This window comes from Neobacillus rhizophilus (assembly GCF_018343535.1).
Taxonomy (GTDB): domain Bacteria; phylum Bacillota; class Bacilli; order Bacillales; family Cytobacillaceae; genus Neobacillus; species Neobacillus rhizophilus.
Map to the genome: position 1 here is coordinate 121339 of NZ_JAGYPF010000001.1, position 17822 is coordinate 139160.

At 44.4% G+C, this 17822-nt stretch carries 15 protein-coding genes; 14 read left to right on the forward strand and 1 reads right to left on the reverse strand.

Annotated elements, in window-relative coordinates; all coding sequences use genetic code 11:
- Positions 1-205: 205 nt before the first annotated feature.
- The 14 genes from fabG (at position 206) to KHA99_RS00680 (ending at position 13370) form a co-directional block, all read left to right on the forward strand.
- Positions 206-964, forward strand: coding sequence for a 3-oxoacyl-ACP reductase FabG (gene fabG / locus KHA99_RS00615; protein WP_213115502.1), 759 nt, complete (start codon positions 206-208; stop codon positions 962-964).
- A gap of 77 nt (positions 965-1041) precedes the next feature.
- Complete coding sequence (locus tag KHA99_RS00620) at positions 1042-1818, forward strand: DeoR/GlpR family DNA-binding transcription regulator (RefSeq protein ID WP_213115503.1); 777 nt, start codon at positions 1042-1044, stop codon at positions 1816-1818.
- 82 nt (positions 1819-1900) lie between these two features.
- A complete protein-coding gene (locus tag KHA99_RS00625; protein ID WP_213115504.1) occupies positions 1901-3163 on the forward strand; it encodes a class-III pyridoxal-phosphate-dependent aminotransferase in 1263 nt (420 codons plus the stop codon).
- Between the two features lie 22 nt (positions 3164-3185).
- Positions 3186-4199: a phosphotransferase enzyme family protein gene (locus KHA99_RS00630; RefSeq protein ID WP_213115505.1), complete on the forward strand. Its 1014-nt coding sequence runs from the start codon at positions 3186-3188 to the stop codon at positions 4197-4199.
- A gap of 35 nt (positions 4200-4234) precedes the next feature.
- A complete protein-coding gene (locus KHA99_RS00635) occupies positions 4235-4633 on the forward strand; it encodes a hypothetical protein (RefSeq protein ID WP_213115506.1) in 399 nt (132 codons plus the stop codon).
- A gap of 28 nt (positions 4634-4661) precedes the next feature.
- Complete coding sequence (locus KHA99_RS00640; protein ID WP_372447554.1) at positions 4662-6176, forward strand: aldehyde dehydrogenase family protein; 1515 nt, start codon at positions 4662-4664, stop codon at positions 6174-6176.
- Positions 6177-6196: 20 nt separating this feature from the next.
- Positions 6197-6481 carry a BMC domain-containing protein gene (locus KHA99_RS00645; protein ID WP_213115508.1) on the forward strand — a complete coding sequence of 95 codons (285 nt, stop codon included), beginning with the start codon at positions 6197-6199 and terminating at the stop codon, positions 6479-6481.
- A gap of 39 nt (positions 6482-6520) precedes the next feature.
- Complete coding sequence (pduL, locus tag KHA99_RS00650) at positions 6521-7177, forward strand: phosphate propanoyltransferase (RefSeq protein ID WP_213115509.1); 657 nt, start codon at positions 6521-6523, stop codon at positions 7175-7177.
- A gap of 6 nt (positions 7178-7183) precedes the next feature.
- A complete protein-coding gene (locus tag KHA99_RS00655) occupies positions 7184-7513 on the forward strand; it encodes a BMC domain-containing protein (RefSeq protein ID WP_307851960.1) in 330 nt (109 codons plus the stop codon).
- A gap of 27 nt (positions 7514-7540) precedes the next feature.
- Entirely contained in the window at positions 7541-8479 is a 939-nt protein-coding gene (gene mdh / locus KHA99_RS00660; protein WP_213115510.1) for a malate dehydrogenase, read from the forward strand.
- Between the two features lie 211 nt (positions 8480-8690).
- Entirely contained in the window at positions 8691-10292 is a 1602-nt protein-coding gene (locus tag KHA99_RS00665) for an APC family permease (RefSeq protein WP_213115511.1), read from the forward strand.
- A gap of 37 nt (positions 10293-10329) precedes the next feature.
- Positions 10330-11262, forward strand: coding sequence for a metallophosphoesterase family protein (locus tag KHA99_RS00670; protein WP_213115512.1), 933 nt, complete (start codon positions 10330-10332; stop codon positions 11260-11262).
- 22 nt (positions 11263-11284) lie between these two features.
- Entirely contained in the window at positions 11285-12184 is a 900-nt protein-coding gene (locus KHA99_RS00675) for an acetamidase/formamidase family protein (RefSeq protein ID WP_213115513.1), read from the forward strand.
- Positions 12185-12269: 85 nt separating this feature from the next.
- Entirely contained in the window at positions 12270-13370 is a 1101-nt protein-coding gene (locus KHA99_RS00680; protein WP_213115514.1) for a DmpA family aminopeptidase, read from the forward strand.
- Positions 13371-13465: 95 nt separating this feature from the next.
- Here KHA99_RS00680 and KHA99_RS00685 read toward each other — a convergent pair whose 3' ends face one another.
- Complete coding sequence (locus KHA99_RS00685; protein ID WP_213115515.1) at positions 13466-17518, reverse strand: cupredoxin domain-containing protein; 4053 nt, start codon at positions 17516-17518, stop codon at positions 13466-13468.
- Positions 17519-17822: the final 304 nt, after the last annotated feature.

Genomic DNA, 17822 nt, shown 5'->3' on the forward strand with positions numbered 1-17822 from the left:
GATGCTGCTTTTTTTCTTTCCCAAAACAAAAAATAACTGATTTAATAAACTGAATATTCTGTCCTATATATTCATACATATTACTATCTTCCAAAATCCACAACAATTCACATCACATCCCACAACTTCATGCAAATTGGATATTGGTATTTTGTTGGTTTTTGATAAAGCCCATTCACATTTAAATGGTAGAGGAGCTGTTAAGATGTATAGTTCATTGCAGGGTAAGACGGTTATCGTTACGGGTGGCAGCAAAGGGATTGGAAAAGGGATTGCCCGAGTGTTTGCCAAGCATGGAGCAAAGGTTGCGGTTGTGGCCCGAAATTTGGAGGCTGCCCAAGCGTGTGCAGCTGAACTGGGCGGTGAAAATGCTAAGGTTGTGGCATTCCAAGGCGATGTACAAAATCGCGACTCAATGAAAGCTGTAGCGAAAGAGGTCCATGAAACATTTGGCGGTATAGATGTTTTATGCGCCAATGCCGGGATTTTTCCATCTGCCTCTCTAGAAACTATGACAAATGAAGATTGGGATACTGTCATGAATACCAACGCGAAGGGCACATTCCACGCTGTACAAGCGTGCATCCCATATCTCAAGCAAGCTGAATACGGGCGAATTGTCATCACCTCATCGATTACTGGTCCTGTTACCGGCTATCCGGGTTGGTCTCACTATGCGGCTAGTAAAGCAGCGCAATTGGGGTTCATGCGGACAGCTTCTTTGGAGCTTGCCGGTGAGCAAATTACCGTGAATGCGGTGCTGCCAGGGAATGTCCTAACAGAGGGACTCGAAGGAATGGGGGATGACTACCTTGAAGAAATGGCCTCTGCTATCCCAATGAGAAAGCTGGGCACTGTTGAAGACATCGGCTATGCGGCCCTATTCTTGGCCTCCAAGGAAGCAGGCTTTATCACAGGTCAGACCATCATCGTCGATGGGGGACAAATATTACCGGAAAACTAACAATCTGTTTTTTTTTGAAAAATAATGCCTTTAAAAAGTAAAGGTTCCGATTCTGTGTTTAGTAGGTGGTACTGGATATGTCTTTATCCTATGAAGAACGAAAAACAACCATTATGGAATCTTTAGAAAAAGAGGAGAAGGTTCAAGTACGCGTGCTGGCCAACCTTCTTCAAGTGTCCGATGAGACGATTCGCCGTGACCTGGATCGGCTTGAAAAGGAAGGATTTTTAAAGAAGGTGTATGGCGGTGCCGTCAAAAACAAGATTCATAGCTGGGAACTGCCTTTCGATGAAAAAACAACAATCAACCAAAAAGAGAAACAGGCCATTTGTAAGGCGGCCGCAGACCTAGTAGAAGACGGTGACATCATAATGATCGGCAACGGCACCACGCCTCTCGATATGATTTCATACTTGTCGGATAAAAAGGATATTACCTTAATTACTCATTCCGTTCCGGTTATGCTTGGGGCCATGGACAGCTTTAAAGGGCGCGTAATCTTTATTGGCGGCGAAATTGAAAGAAACCAGAAATATATGAGCGGGCCACTTTCGGAACGAATGCTCGAAATGCTTCGTGCCGATAAAACGTTTGTTTGCGCGGGCGGTATTTCCACTGCCAACGGAATTACAGATTATGATATCAGCGGTTCGAGCATCTCTAGGAAAATGATGGAGCGTGCCGAAGAGGTAATTGTTCTTGCGGATCATTCAAAGTTCGGGAAAACGACGTTTGCGTATATGTGTTCCATTACAGATGCTTCTAAGATTATTACTGACCAAAGCTGTCCTGATGAGTGGAAAAAAATAATCTCAGCGCATGGTGTTGAATTAATTGTGGCAGATGAGTTTTAGGAGAAGGTCCTGAAATCCCAATAGTTAAATACGTGACAACAGTCCTATCAAAATGCTTTTAAGAGAGATGAGGAGAAATCAAATGATTGAATTTGGCAGTAAAAAAACCGTTCTTGACCACTCTATCCAATGGTGGAACCCGGGTAAAACGAGTCAGTGGCAAAAAGATGGAATTGACTTGGTGATGGGTAAGCGAGAAGGTTATTACTTTTATGATATGGAAGGCAAGAGATTAATGGACGTCCATTTAAATGGCGGAACTTATAATCTCGGTCACCGTAATCCTGAAATTATTGCCACTTTGAAAGAAGCCTTGGATGAATTCGATATTGGCAATCATCACTTTCCTGCCATGACGCGAGCCCGCCTTTCGGAAAAACTCTCACAAAGTACACCGGATAGCCTGCATTATTCGATTCTATCCGCCGGCGGAAGCGAGGCAATCGATGTGGCCCTGAAATGTGCCCGCTATGCTACGAAACGAAAGAAAATTGTTTCCATTATTAATGGCTATCACGGTCACACAGGACTCGCCGTATCGTTAGGAAATGAGCGGTATTCACGTTTGTTTTTGAGTGAAGGTGACCCGTCAGAATTTATTCATGTTCCGTTTAATGATTTGGACGAAATGGAACAGGCACTCAGAAATGAAGATGTAGCCTGTGTCATTATCGAAACAATACCGGCAACCTATGGGTTCCCAATGCCGGAAAGAGGTTACCTATCAGCTGTAAAAAGGTTATGTGAAAGATTCGGGACACTTTATATCGCTGATGAAGTGCAGACTGGCCTAATGCGGACGGGCAAGCTTTGGGGAATTGAGCATTACGGAGTCGAACCGGATATTCTTGTCACCTCCAAAGGCTTCAGCGGCGGGATTTACCCGATTGCCGCAACCGTCGTAAGTAAACAAGCAGGAAATTGGATGAATGAGGATGGCTTTGCCCATATCTCGACATTTGGTGGTTCGGAACTGGGCTGTGTTGTAGCGATGAAAGTTTTAGAAATCTCGCAGCGTAAAGAGGTTCAGCAAAACGTTGACTTTGTGGCCAGATACTTGCGGACAGGATTAGAAACCATCAAGAAGCAGCATCCGGACTTTTTTGTCGGCATCCGCCAACTGGGAGTTGTCATGGGGCTTGAGTTTAATCATCCGCAAGGTGCTATCTACGTAATGCAGGAGCTTTATAAAAATGGCGTGTGGGCAATCTATTCCATGCTCGATAACAGTGTCTTACAGTTTAAACCAGGCTTGCTTTGCGATAAGGAATATTGTGATGAGTTACTGTCGAAATGCGAGGCCAGCATCAAACAGGCAGCTAAATCGGTTTTCAGCTACAGTTAACAATTCGAAAGGAGTAATGAATATGGGCAGCTCCTCAATTGATCCTTTACAGGAATCCATGGAAAAATTTAATCAAATTGCCAAAGCCGCTATTCCTTTTTATCCCTTTTTATCGCAATCATCTATTCAGCTATTAAACTATTCCGAAAATGCTACTTACCTAATTACAGACACTACTACGTGGGAAAAATATATTCTGCGTGTGGGCCGTCCTGGGTATCACACAAAAATAGAAGTGGAAAGTGAACTGGAGTGGTTAAGATCGATTGACCAGCATTCGTCAATCCATGTCTCTTTGCCTGTGTCCGGGGGGAATGGTGAATATATTCAAGTCGTCAACTATGAAAATATGAATTATCACTGTACTCTTTTCACGTTTTTAGAAGGTGAAGCGCCAAATGAAGACAATGAGCAGGAGCTAATCAGCCAATTTAAAATGCTTGGGGAGATTACGGCCCAATTGCATGAACACAGTATGGCAAATTGGGAACAACTCCTTCATGTCCGCAGGCTTACCTGGGATTATGAAACGATCCTTGGCCAGACTCCAAAGTGGGGAAGATGGCAGGATGGGCTGGGTATAACGCCAGAGCGTGAAAAATTGTTCACTAGGGTTTCCGAAAAGATAAAAACGAGATTGGAGCGTTTTGGTAAAGCTCCTACCCGTTATGGACTCATCCATTCCGATTTACGGCTTGCCAATCTTTTGGTGGAGCGCGATCAAATCAAGGTAATTGATTTTGATGACTGTGGATTTGGCTGGTATTTGTATGACCTCGCTACTTCCTTAAGCTTTATTGAACACAAACCATATGTGCCCGCACTTATTGAATCATGGTTAAAAGGCTATCGAAGTGTCCGTCCGCTTTCAGAGGAGGAAGAACAAGAAATTCCCACTTTTATACTAATGCGGCGGCTTCAGTTGATTGCCTGGGTCGGCAGCCGTGATAACGAGACAACACGGGAATTGGGCAGTGGATTTACCGAGGACACTGATGTCTTGGCGGAAAAATATCTTCAGGATGGAAAAATATAAGAAAACTATACGGCTGTTTATCAGGTGGTGAAACAATGGATGCCGAGTTGGTAGAAAGGATTACCAGATTAGTACTCTCAAAGCTTCAGGAATACTCGGAACCTTCCCTTTCTAATGAAGTGAACAGGCTAGATTCCGTTGAAGATAAAAGTTTGGATTATCCTCCGCTTACAGAACAAGATTTGAAAAATTGGCAACAAATTTCGATGTCTATAGGGTTTTCGGAAGTATCAACAAAGGTCGAACCTTTGACGCAGGAAGAAATCAACGTTTGGAAAAACATATCAGCTTCGATTGGGTTTAAAAATAAAATAGTTGAAAGAGAACCATCTAGTCATCGACCGCTTACGGAGGAGGAAATTAACAACTGGAACCGTTTATCGGTAAATACAACAGAAAAAGGTCAGGTGAAATTTTTTCCACATCATAATTGACGAGGAAATGAGAAAGGAGGGTGCCAAATTGGAATTGGATAATGATTCGACCTCGATTAAGGAAATGCTAGAGGCTGTAAGACTGGCGAAGGAAGCTCAAGCCAAATATCAGGAGTTTTCTCAGGATCAGGTCGACCGTATCGTTAAACATGTTGCAGAAGCAGCCTATCAAGCATCTGAAAAATTAGCGAGAATAGCTGTAGAAGAAACGGGAATGGGTGTGACAGAACATAAAAAAATCAAAAATGAATTGGGTTCTATGGGCGTCTATCAATCTATTAAAGACGAAAAAACGGTAGGTATTATCAGTGAGAATAAAAAAGAAAAAATCACCGAAATCGCCTATCCGTTTGGGGTAATTGCCGGGATCGTCCCAACGACGAACCCTACCTCCACGGCATTTTTTAAAACACTTATTTCATTAAAATCGCAAAATGCGATTGTCGTAAGCCCACATCCTTCGGCGGTAAAGTGTACAGTGGAGGCGCTGCAGGTTTGCCATGATGCCGCTATTGAGGCGGGGGCGCCTGAAGGGATAATCGGCTGGATTAGCAGGCCGACAATGGCAGCAACGACGGAACTGATGCACCATCAGGATATTCAATTAATCTTAGCCACAGGCGGCGGCGGGCTTGTCCGGGCTGCATATAGTTCCGGAAAACCGGCCTACGGAGTCGGACCGGGGAATGTTCCTGTCTATATCGACCGCTCGGCCAATGTCAGTAAAGCGGTCAAACTGATCGTTGACAGCAAAACGTTTGATAATGGAACCATTTGTGCCACCGAGCAAGCGATTGTTGTTCACAAAAATGTAAAAGAAATGACGATAAGAGAATTGAAAAACAATGGCGCTTACTTTTTAAGCGCTTCGGAAAAAGCATTACTTGAAAACGTCATTTCCCCAATTAGAGGAAAACTGAATCCGGCTATCGTCGGAAAATCGGCTGAGCGAATTGCTTCGATGTCCGGAATAAAGGTTCCTGCGGGGACACGAATATTGATAGCTGAGGAAGATTCAATCGGAAAGGAAATCCCTTTTTCGATTGAAAAACTTTCACCCATTTTTGCCTTATATACTGCTGCTGATCTGGAAGAGGCGAAAAAAATCTGTCAGGAATTATTGAATATTGGCGGAAGGGGGCATAGTCTGGCCCTTCACACCAATGATGATGACGTTACCAGAATGTTTGGCTTGGAAATGCCTGTTTCCCGGGTTTTGGTAAATACGCTGGCATCGATTGGGGCAGCAGGGGCGACGACAGGGTTAACCGCTTCGCTAACCCTAGGATGCGGGTCATATGGAGGGAACATAACGGCAGACAACATCACAGCCAGACATTTGATTAATATTAAAAGAATCGCTTATGGAATCAAGGATGTCGAGATACCAAAGCCATCCCAATCTATTGAAAAAAGAGTGAGCAATGACGAAATAGTGGAACAGGTAATAAAAAAAGCAACCGGAAACCAAATGAAAAACATTGACACAGAGATGATCACACAACTAGTTAAGAGTGTAATAGAACAATATCAAAAATCTTAGTAATTTAGGAGGAAAACGGAATGGCGATAAATGGTGCACTGGGAATGATTGAAACAAGAGGTTTGGTAGCTTCATTGGAAGCGGCGGATGCAATGGTAAAAGCGGCGAATGTAAATCTCGTCGGGAAGGTCCACGTTGGTGGGGGAATCGTGACTGTCTTGGTTACAGGAGACGTTGGGGCGGTAAAAGCAGCAACAGAGGCAGGAAGTGAAGCGGCGCAGCGGGTTGGCGAGCTTTTATCTGTCCATGTTATTCCAAGGCCACACACAGAATTGCAACTGGTTCTGCCAAAGATTGAGGGTTAAAAACTATAAATTCATGGTTGAAAAAATGAGGTTAATAAGATGAAGGAAGAAATTACACAACGAATTATTGAGGAAGTATTGAGGCGGTTGCAACAGAAACCTCATGATGAAGCGAGTATTCCTATTGGAGTTTCGGGCCGGCATTGCCACCTAAAGGAAAAGGATTTAGAATTCCTATTTGGCACGGGATACCAGCTGACGAAAAAGGCAGATTTATCTCTGCCCGGACAATTTGCTGCGAATGAAACGGTCATCATTGCAGGGCCAAAGGGGAGCATTGAAAGAGTTCGGGTCCTCGGACCGCTGCGCAGTGAAACTCAAGTGGAGATAAGTCAAACGGATGCGATAAAACTTGGTTTGAAGCCGCCCATCCGGGAATCAGGGAACCTAAAGGGATCTTCACCTGTTACCATTATTGGGCCGAATGGCAGTTTATTTTTAGAAAATGGATTGATTATTGCCCATGCTCATATTCATATGCCGCCAGAGGATGCCGCTACATTCAATGTAGAGGACGGGGAGTATGTCGCTGTGCAAACTGACAATCCAATGCGGCCAATCAGATTTGAAAGGGTACAGATTCGTGTATCGCCTAAGTATAACTTAGAAATGCATATCGATACTGATGAAGCTAATGCCGGTTTCATCGTAAGCGGGCATACCGGGAGATTAGTAAAAGCAGAAGGGAAGAGGTGATGTGAGGTGGCAAAGGCGTTAGGAATGATTGAAACAAGAGGGCTCGCTACCTCCATTGAGGCATTGGATGTGATGGTAAAAACCTCTTTTGTACAGCTTGTCAAACAAAATATGGTCGACCCGGCCCTCGTGACAATCGTGGTCGAAGGTGACGTCAGTGCAGTAAAGGCAGCAGTTGAAGCAGGGGTAGAAACTGCCAGAAAAAAAGGATCTCTTATTGCCTTTAATGTGATTCCGCACCCCGATGGAAGCTTGCCGCAGCTATTTATGGAGCAGCCCATCTCTAGAAAACAAGAAGCTAAAATAGTGTCGAGCTTAGAATCGCAATCGGAGTAGATAAAACCGTTGGAAAGGAGGTCATGTATGTCCTTCACACGGAAAAAGCTTGCTGTCATCGGAGCAGGAAATACTGGTACGACAATCGCTCTCATGTTTGCGCAAAAAGAATTGGGGGATATTGTCTTATTAGATATTCCTAGCCAGGAAAAACCAACTAAAGGGAAAGCATTAGACCTGCTCCAAGCAGGTCCGGTGCAGAAATATGATTCTATGATAATAGGATCCTCCGATTATAAAGATATAAAAGCTGCTGATCTGGTCATTATTACTGCGGGGGTCGCCCGTAAGCCCGGCATGAGCAGGGATGACTTGGTTACGATCAATGCCAGTATTATCAAGGAAGTGTCTGAGCAAATAGCCGTTTATGCTCCTAACAGCTATGTTTTAGTCCTGAGCAACCCAGTTGATGCGATGGCCTATGTTTGCTACAAAACTACCGGTTTTCCGAAAAATCGGGTGATTGGGCAGTCGGGAGTACTCGATACAGCCCGATTTAATACCTTTGTTGCACAGGAATTAAATGTTTCAGTGGAGGATATTTCGAGCTTTGTCCTGGGCGGGCACGGTGATACGATGGTTCCCATGGTCCGTTTTTCGTATGCAGGCGGAATCCCCTTAGAACGTATTCTTCCTTCCGAAACAATCGCCAGGATTGTAGAACGGACGCGAAATGGCGGCGGCGAAATTGTCAATCTTCTTGGCCAGGGCAGTGCTTATTACGCACCTGCTGCGGCCATTGTACAAATGGCCGAGGCCATCGTGAAGGATAAAAAGAGAATCCTCCCTTCGATTGCTTATTTGGAGGGGGAATATGGGTATAAGGACATTTACCTGGGCGTCCCAACGATTCTTGGCGGGAATGGTATTGAGAGTATTATAGAATTGCCGCTCACTGCTGATGAAAAAGCTAGCCTGGACGTTTCCGCTCAAACAGTAAAAACCTTGCTAACTTTGTTAGATTAATTTTTTAAGTGGAATTTTTATCTTGAGGGGGTGACTGCCAGGAAGATCCTCTTTTCTCAGAAAAAAAGTCTTCTTTGTGTATAGGTTCGTCACTGTGATTTTCTAATATTTTGGCTCTTTTCTAAAAGATTGTTGCTAATAAGGATTATTCGCAAGAAGCAACAGCATTTACGAAAACAGCCTATATTTTTAAGGAAAGAAGGGTGAAAAGATGTCTAAAGCAGGACTCGCATTGTTTGAACAGAAATCAACAGGTGGAATTGCCCGGCAGATCAGTCCAATAGACACGATGATTTACTCCGCTGCCAACCCGGGGTTGATGTTTGCGCTCGTCTATATCATGTGGGCACCATTTTTATATCCAGGCGCTCATATGGTTTGGGCCATCCTGACTGTCGCACAAATGTTTATAATTGCCGGCCTATACTGGTTGTTATCGGTCTCAATGCCGCGCTCCGGCGGAGAATATATTTATATAAGCAGGATTCTTCATCCCTCACTAGGTTTGATGGCAAGTTTTATGATAACGTTTACATCTATTTCGTGGACGGGGATTCTTTTAAACTGGATTATCAAATGGTCTATCGTTGAATTCTTCTATTCGATTGCACTCATTAACGGAAATGACGCAACATGGCTGGGGCTGGCGGAGTTTTTCAACAGCAATATCATGCATGCAATTATCGGAACAGCACTGTTAGCATTCATCTACTTTATCTATTATAAAGGCACAAAGTGGATGGTTAGGCTGGCCTATTTAACGCTCGGTGCGACGCTGGTAGGGGCGGTAGTTTTTATCATTGCGAACCTGATTACCGGGCAGGGAACGTTTGCGGCTAATTTTACTGAAATGACAGGCTTGGCCTATGGGGATGTCATAAAATTAGCTGAAGCGGATGGCTATACAACAAAGTTTCTATTCGGTGCAACTGTCATGGCCGGTTCCACCTACATTATTCTTAACACCCTTGGATCTACCTTTGGGGCAAATCTCGCCGGTGAAGTGCGAAACGTTCAGAAGTCACAGCTCTTGGCCTTATTTGGCTCGCTGGCTATTTTAATGGTCGTTTGGGCAATTTTCTATGCGATGTCCTATATTAACTTTGGCGATATCTGGTCCAATAGCTTGTATTATCTTTACAATGCTGGTCATGAGGCCTATCCATTTAAGGGCTATGACCCATTTATCACCATCATGATTGGGATCATGACGAAAAGCCCTGTGTTTGTCTTTTTGATTGCTATCTGTTTCGCGGTGGCCACCTTTGGGTCAGCGGCAGGTCTTGGCTTCGGCCCTTCACGAAATATTGTGGCTTGGTCCTTTGACCGCTTGATTCCAAGCAAATTTATGGAGCTTAACAAGAAAACGAACTCCCCAACCTACGCCTTAAGAACAGTCATCATCGGTGCCTGGTTTTTCTTAATGCTCGATATTTTCATGCCTTCTTGGACGGCTAATATCGCGTACACCATTTTCACTTGGTTCTTAGCCTGGATTTTCCTGGGGATTTCCGGAATTGTTTTTTCAACCCGCAAGAAGATTTTGTTCAACTCCTCACCGCCAATTGTAAAAACAAAATTTTTAGGAATGCATTTAATCACCATTCTAGGCTGGTTAACCCTGGCAATCAGTATTTCGATTTGTTACTATCTTCTGATACCGTTTTTGAGAGGCGATTTGCCATTTACAATGATTGTGGTTTCCCTCTGCTTAATGTTTATCCCAATTATCGTCTATTTCGTGATGAAGCGGTCCCATGCTAAGAAGGGAATCGATATCGATATTCAGTTCCAAGAGATACCTTCGGATTAAGTAAACCTTTCATAAAAAATGTAGTGGGGTGAGCTAAGTGAAAATTTTTTATGCAGCAGACCTGCATGGCGGTGAAACAGCCTTCCGAAAATTCACGAATGCCGGGAAGTTTTATAAAGCTGACTTAGTTATTTTTGGAGGGGATTTAACAGGGAAAATGGTTGTTCCGATTGTGGAAAAAAACGGCGTTTATACTTGCCGGTATTACGGCTCAACCGTTAAAGTGAAAAAAGAGAAGGAATTGCCAGACTTGGAGCGTAATCTTAGGGATGCCGGATTCTATCCCTTCTTAGTTTCAGAGGATGAATTAAATCGTTTAAACGAAAATGATGCCGAGCTGATCATCAAAGAGAAGCAGATTGAAGTCCTTCAGGAGTGGATTCGGTTGGCAGATGAGCGATTTTCGGCGGCAGGAATTCCCTGCATCTTGATTCCTGGAAGTGTCGATGATTTTTATTTAGATGAACTGATCAACGCGGGAAGCTTTGTCGCCAACGGTGATGGAAAAATTATTGAAGTAAATGGGTTTGAGATTCTCTCGGTGGGCGGCGGAAAGCCGAGTGTGTTTAAGTACCCAAGGGAATTTAGCGAGGAAGATCTGGCAGAGAAAATCGAACAATTGGCCTCGCAGGTGAAGGACATGAATCGCTGCATTTTTAATATTCATATCCCTCCTTATGATACTGACTTAGATCAAGGGACCTTATATGATGATGAATTAAAGCCTGTGCTTGATGGAGATTCACTAGCAACCGGTCCAGCAGGAAGCAAAGCGGTGCGCGAGGCGATTGAAAAATACCAGCCGCTCCTATCTTTGCACGGGAATGTTCATGAAAGCCGCGGTGTGACGACATTAGGGAGAACCATCTGCATTAACGCCGGAACAGACTATGACCAAGGTTTGCTAAGAGGAGCGTTGGTGGATGTCGGCGCTGATGGACAGGTGTCCTATACACTTACAGCGGGCTAATTTTTTAGAGGGAGTTGTAATCATGGAAATAATTCGCAAGGAACAAGGCGTACTGACGATGTCACCGAACAATAAGCCTGTTAAAAAAGTTCAGGCTGGCAGCACGGTGGTGTTCGAAACGTATGACTGCTTTAGCAATCAAATCCAGCGGGAGGATCAGCTTTTCAGCTCGGTCGGCTGGGAACAGATCAACCCTGCCACAGGCCCATTGTTTGTAGAAGGGGCGGAGCCGGGGGATATTCTAAAAGTAGAGATATTGGAAATTAAAATAGACCAGAAAGGTGTCATGACGACCACACCAAAGCTTGGAGTTTTACGGGATTATGTGTCGGGCGAAACGACAAAAATTATTCCAATTCAGGAAGGGAAAGCTATTTTCAATGATAAAATTCATATCCCTATTAAACCGATGATTGGTGTTATCGGTACCGCTCCTGGCAGGGAGGAAATTCCGACTGGTACACCAGGCCAACATGGCGGCAATATGGATTGCAAACAGATTATAAAGGGCTCCACTCTTTATTTACCGGTAAATGTTCCGGGGGCTCTGCTTTCAATGGGAGACCTGCATGCCGTAATGGCCGATGGGGAAATTGTCATTTGCGGATTGGAAATACCGGGTGAAGTAACGGTGAAGGTGGGTGTATTAAAAGAAGAATCATATCCATTGCCAATGCTTGTGAGCGAAGAGAAGCTAATTGCCATCGCTTCGGCCGAAACTTTGGATGATGCCGCCAAACTGGCAACGATCAATATGCATCAATTCTTAGTCCAACAGTTAGGAATTGACGTAGATGAAGCAGGGATGCTTCTATCCTTAGTAGGAGACTTAAGAATTTGCCAAATCGTCGACCCACTCATGACTGCCCGGATGGAATTTCCACAGTGGATACTGGACAAATACGAATATAAAATTAAATAACAACAGGTGAGGGGGCCGCTTCACTCCGTAAATCTTAATGGGGTGGGAAGAGCCCCTTTGGTTCGTAGTTAGGAGGAGTTGTAATATGGGTAAAAAGCGTGCTCGTGATCTTGGTCTGCCATTCCCTGGTATGACAGGAGAACATAATGCTTTAACAGATGTACCAGGAGTCGAAATTGGTTTTACGACCATTATCGAAGGGGAAGGTCCGGTTCAAATCAGCAAAGGCCCCATCCGTACTGGAGTAACGGCCATCTTGCCACGAGGAAAAAAGAATACGATGCAGCCAATTTGGGCCGGTTTTTATAGTTTAAATGGAAATGGCGAGATGACAGGAGTACATTGGGTGAACGATGCCGGCTACTTTCTAAGCCCCATCTGCATCACCAATACTCACTCGGTAGGAATGGCTCATCATGCCACCACAAAATGGATGATAAACCATTTTGGCGACCAGTTCAGCAATGATCATTTATGGGCAATGCCTGTAATTGCCGAAACCTATGATGGCGTCCTTAATGACATTAACGGACAGCATATTTCTGAAGAACATGTGCTTTCGGCTATTAATAATGCAAAACCAGGGCAAGTCGCAGAAGGCAATGTCGGCGGTGGAACAGGGATGATTTGCTATGAGTTTAAAGGAGGTACGGGTACTTCCTCACGTGTTGTTAACATCAACGGCCGGACACATCATATAGGGGTCCTTGTCCAAGCCAATTTTGGATTGCGTGAGTGGCTTACCATTTTAGGTGTACCGGTCGGAAAACATATGCCGAAAGACAAACTATTGGAAAAAGAGCAGGGCTCCATTATTGTCATAATCGGAACCGACATACCGATGCTTCCACATCAGCTGCGGCGGGTTGCTAAACGTGCTGCAATTGGCATTGGGAGAAGTGGAAGCCCTGGCGGGAACAGTTCAGGAGATATTTTTCTCGCTTTTTCTACAGCAAATGAAATGGATATTCCGCAATCAGCACCAGAAAAACTGAAAATGGAGTTTGTTAATGACGAAGTTTTTGACCCGATATATGAAGCGGTTTGCCAGTCAGTTGATGAGTCTGTAGTGAATGCCCTTATTGCAGCAGAAACAATGACAACCGTGAAACCTTACGGGCATAAGGTTGAAGCGATTAACCATCAAGATCTATTACGGATAATGAAAGAGTATAATCGAATATAATTCTTATTATCACATGTGGAGATAGTGACTATGGCTACTATAAAGTTACAAAATAAGAACTCCGGATTACGTTAATAAATCCGGAGTTCGTTTTTTTATTGGGTTATAACAGAAATCGGAGTTGTCGGTTGTGAATTTTCCGTCATGGTCGGAAAGCCAACGGTTGGCGCTGAGTATTTCTGAGTGTAGCCTGTTGTATTACTGGCGATTATCCTGTAAAAATAGGTTTTTTTCTTCGATACAGACTTATCTAAAAATGTACCGTTGCCACCTACTCCTTTAGCACCTGCTACTGTCCCAACATTGGTCCATGGCCCATTAGGTGAGGCAGCCCGCTGAATTAAAAAGTCGGTTTCATTCAGTGACCGGTCTGTCCAGGTTAGGGTCACACCCGTTTTGCCTGCAACTGCTGCGGGGGACTCTGGAGCCTTTGGAGCAAACGTTACGACCATCGGCCGCATCATAATATTTTCTTCATGTCCAAGCAGATGGCAATGCCACAGGTATTCCCAACCAAAGTTCACCAATTGGTTTGTGACTGCGGCCGGTTGATTGGTCGGATCTACGTTCATGAAGCCCATCGTCGACCCGAGTGGCATCGTCGGATCAAGCGGCCGTATGCTGTTAGGCAGATCGAACGGGACATCTGGAATTATCGGTCTCATCGCAATAATCACATCTTCTAATGGATTCATGCGAATTGTATCCTTCCAGCCCAATTCATTTAGATCCGGAGCCTTGATCATACCATCCCAACCTACGCGGTTAATTAATTGCACATCAAACATATGCCAGTGCATTGCATGTGTGTCCACACCGTTATGGGTGATTTTCCATATTTGTGTACCATCCGCCAGCGCCCCTAAAGGAACGGCTGCATCAGAGTTTTTAAATATTTCTGTTGGCGGATCAATGTCAACATATGGGATGGAGGTTTGTACATTAGCACTTGTGTGAGGCACTTCGACCCCTAACATCGAATTCATTCTTCCGTAATTCACATCAAAGTCTTCTATAATTGATTTAGGCTGCATTTCCATGGTTAGCCCTAGCGGTTCAGCTGTTGCTCCTGACCCGCCCCCGCCACTAACACTAACATTTGGGGCCGAACCATAGCCATCACCTCCACTGACCAATTGTACGCTAGCGACAGCTGCCGGAGCAAGAGTGGCTGAGGCTTTGGCACCCGATCCACCGCCACCTGTTATTGTGACGGTAGGTATAGAACTAAAGCCTGACCCGCCATTGGTAAGCGTTATTTTATCAACTGATGTCGAGTTAAGATTGGCCGTAGCTGCTGCACCCGATCCACCGCCGCCAACAAACTGGATTGTTGGTGCAGACGTATAGCCGGAGCCTGGATTCGATAAAGTTACTGCTATAACCTTACCGCCTTTCACCGTGGCTGTTGCCGCCGCGCCGGAACCATTACCGCCAGAAATTTTTACATCAGGTGGTGAAGTGTACCTGTTACCGCCGTTTGTAACGTTTATATTTGCAATGGATGTAGGGGCTAGACTAGCTGTCGCCTTTGCTCCGGAACCACCCCCGCCTATAACAGAAACCTGTGGGACGCTAGTGTAACCGGATCCACCATTAGTCATGCCAATCGACTCAACTGCTCTTGGTGCCAATGTAGCTGTTGCTGCAGCACCCGACCCGCCGCCTCCTGATATGGTAACTATAGGTTCAGAAGTATAACCAGACCCGCCATTGGTTAAATTCAAACCGGTCAATGGGCCGTTAAAGTAGGTCATCGAGGTATCAAAAATTCTTGCATAGCCATCAGCAGGATAGGTGGTACCGAAAGCATTGTTGTAACCTGCCTGAGGGACTATTGGTTTATCTTGAAATTTTGCATAAGCGGTTGGCAATTGTTTTTTCAATGTATCTAAATTAAAGGTATTACCTGTTCCAAGATTGGCAGAAACCTGAAACTGCATAATTGTCCTTGTGTTCGGCCCATATCCAGGCAGGGTAGACGGTGCACCGCCTGTGTCAGTTTGATCTGGGTCCCCAGTGTAATAATCATAGCGGGTGTCAAATGCCGGAACCGGTGCAGGTGCATCGTTATAGAGAATAAGCTTAGAACCATCAGGAACACCGGAAAAATCGATAATGACATCGGCACGCTCAGCAGGACCAAGGAAAAGGGTTTTATTTGTAACATTTAAGACCGTCATACTGCGGCGGTCATAATCGTAGCCAACTGGTGTATTCGGCAGGACAACAGGATTTGGCAAAAAGCCGCTTTCAGTTCCGATTTGGATCATGCTTGGACCTGATGCCGCTGGATCAGGGACACCGCCATCACGGCCATCTGTTGGCCAAGTGCTGGGAAGACCCGCCTTTGGAACGGCCGGCACCATGTTCACTTCTCCAGCATTTGGATTATTTAAGTTGCCGTTATCATCCCACATCGCATCGTTTGACTTAGCAAAATAAAGCTGCAGATTAAAGAAGCGGTCGTTACTGGCGTTTAAAATCCTGAAACGATAAGCTTTTTTTCCAACCTTAAGGAATGGGTAGGCGGTTCCGTTAACAAGCGGAGTATCCATGAAACTTTCTGGGACAACCGATACATTCGGAACTCCTGGGATTACCGGCGGTTCCCACGGTGCATTGACCGGGTCATAATAAGGGTTTGAAACTGGACCGTTCACGATCCCTGTAAATGGCGGCCAGAACCATGGTCCATAGTCCCATCTCCCCATCGCGTTTGCCCCTTCAATATCGTAAGGATTTTGGTTTGGCATATAAACATGCGGAAACCAGAGATTTCCTTCACCGCCCCATTTGGATTTATCCCAAGTCGGGTCTGTTGCGGCTAGTTGAGTGTCATTTGGGACAAAGGTCTTGTCCTGAATAATAAGCGGCATTTGCTCTGCGGGGATAACTCCCGCGTCGATTAATGCTTTTTCTGCTGAGTCTTCAAGGATGTAGCCAGCAGATTCACCCGCATATACATTAAGTCTAGTGATACCATATGAGTGATCATGGTAAAACATTAATCTAGCACTTTGTTGATTGGTGTAATAGAAGGTTTGTGAGCCCGGTTCAGGAGTGGCCATATCTGGAACATTTTGAACGCTAACTCCTTGTGGGTAATCGGTTTTTTCTCCTGCCGGAGTAATCCATTGATGTTGTGTACCATCGCTAATCCATGGAGTATTTCCACCATGCAAATGCAGGGTAGCCCGATTCTGTGTGTAATTTAGCGGGTAACCTGGTGTTACTTTCAACCCCTTGTCACCAAGGCCAGCGCCCATAACAGTGGTATCTACTGGTAAGAATAAATTTCCTCCTTCACCTGTTGAAAGATGATTGATAAATTTTACCCTAACAGGGCGGTCCTTCTGAGCAATAATCATTGGTCCAAGGTAGTTGAAGTTGGTGATAGGGTTACCTTGAGAGTCTATTTGCCGATAGCCTCTAAGGGTTGTGGGAGGCAGGTCACTGTGAAGCTTTTCGGTATACTGCCGGAGTTCGATGATATAATAATCTGAGCCATTATAGGTTGTTGTATCTGGTACGGCTACAGGTATATACTGACCAAGATTGTTGGCATTATTTGCTCCTAATCCTGGTAGTGAATCGACAAACTTTCGGATGCCCCCAGTTCTTACATAACCGCTGCCGCCGTTAGTGATCGTAATGCTTTTCACTACTCCGTTTTCCACTATTGCTTCTGCAGCAGCTCCTGTTCCGTTGCCACCAGAGATTTCAATAGTAGGAGGGATAGAATATCCAGAACCGCCATCAACGATCGTAATTTCAGAAATAACTCCATTTGCTACGGTTGCGGTGGCTGCAGCTCCTGTACCGTCGCCGTTGATTTTCACGACTGGTCCATCAGTGGGAAGCTGACTGTTGGCGTAATTAGGAATTTTGCCAAAGTAATCCGGAGTTGCGCCCGGCGTAAGCGTAGGTGTTGCGTCTTGGCTATTTACTGCCTCCATTTTAACTGATAATCGGTCAGCAGCAGCTTGTCGGTCAGCAGCAGTAATTTTGCTCTTTTTCTTGTTGACTACCTCTGTACTATTTTTGGTTTTGCTTTCTACTTTGGCGATAGTAGTCTGACCAGACGCCTGAAACAAAAGTAATAAACACAAAATGACGGTAAACAAGATTTTTAATCTTTTTTTCATAAGCAAAAACCTCCCCCGATATAAAGAATGACGTTCATTTTAAAGAACAAACAAATTATACACCCCCTAAATTTTTCAAAAATAAAATATGAATTTCAATATAATAATACAGTATTAACAGAAAGCAGAAAATAAAATGTTCTCGATAACAAACGACTGATTTTGCTAGGTTTTATTACGAATAAAGAGTTTTTTGTAGAAATTTGCTATTTTAAAATATTATATAAACATTATGAAAATAGTAGAATCTGCTAATGAATGTAAGATGGAGTAGAGGACTGTATGGGGAGATTAAAAAAGAGGA

Coding starts and splice junctions, on each gene's coding strand:
- fabG (WP_213115502.1), top strand. CDS start 206: ATGTATAGTTCATTGCAGGGTAAGACGGTTATCGTTACGGGTGGCAGC.
- KHA99_RS00680 (WP_213115514.1), top strand. CDS start 12,270: ATGGGTAAAAAGCGTGCTCGTGATCTTGGTCTGCCATTCCCTGGTATG.
- KHA99_RS00685 (WP_213115515.1), bottom strand. CDS start 17,518: ATGAAAAAAAGATTAAAAATCTTGTTTACCGTCATTTTGTGTTTATTA.
- pduL (WP_213115509.1), top strand. CDS start 6,521: ATGAAGGAAGAAATTACACAACGAATTATTGAGGAAGTATTGAGGCGG.
- mdh (WP_213115510.1), top strand. CDS start 7,541: ATGTCCTTCACACGGAAAAAGCTTGCTGTCATCGGAGCAGGAAATACT.
- KHA99_RS00620 (WP_213115503.1), top strand. CDS start 1,042: ATGTCTTTATCCTATGAAGAACGAAAAACAACCATTATGGAATCTTTA.
- KHA99_RS00675 (WP_213115513.1), top strand. CDS start 11,285: ATGGAAATAATTCGCAAGGAACAAGGCGTACTGACGATGTCACCGAAC.
- KHA99_RS00645 (WP_213115508.1), top strand. CDS start 6,197: ATGGCGATAAATGGTGCACTGGGAATGATTGAAACAAGAGGTTTGGTA.
- KHA99_RS00635 (WP_213115506.1), top strand. CDS start 4,235: ATGGATGCCGAGTTGGTAGAAAGGATTACCAGATTAGTACTCTCAAAG.
- KHA99_RS00665 (WP_213115511.1), top strand. CDS start 8,691: ATGTCTAAAGCAGGACTCGCATTGTTTGAACAGAAATCAACAGGTGGA.
- KHA99_RS00630 (WP_213115505.1), top strand. CDS start 3,186: ATGGGCAGCTCCTCAATTGATCCTTTACAGGAATCCATGGAAAAATTT.
- KHA99_RS00625 (WP_213115504.1), top strand. CDS start 1,901: ATGATTGAATTTGGCAGTAAAAAAACCGTTCTTGACCACTCTATCCAA.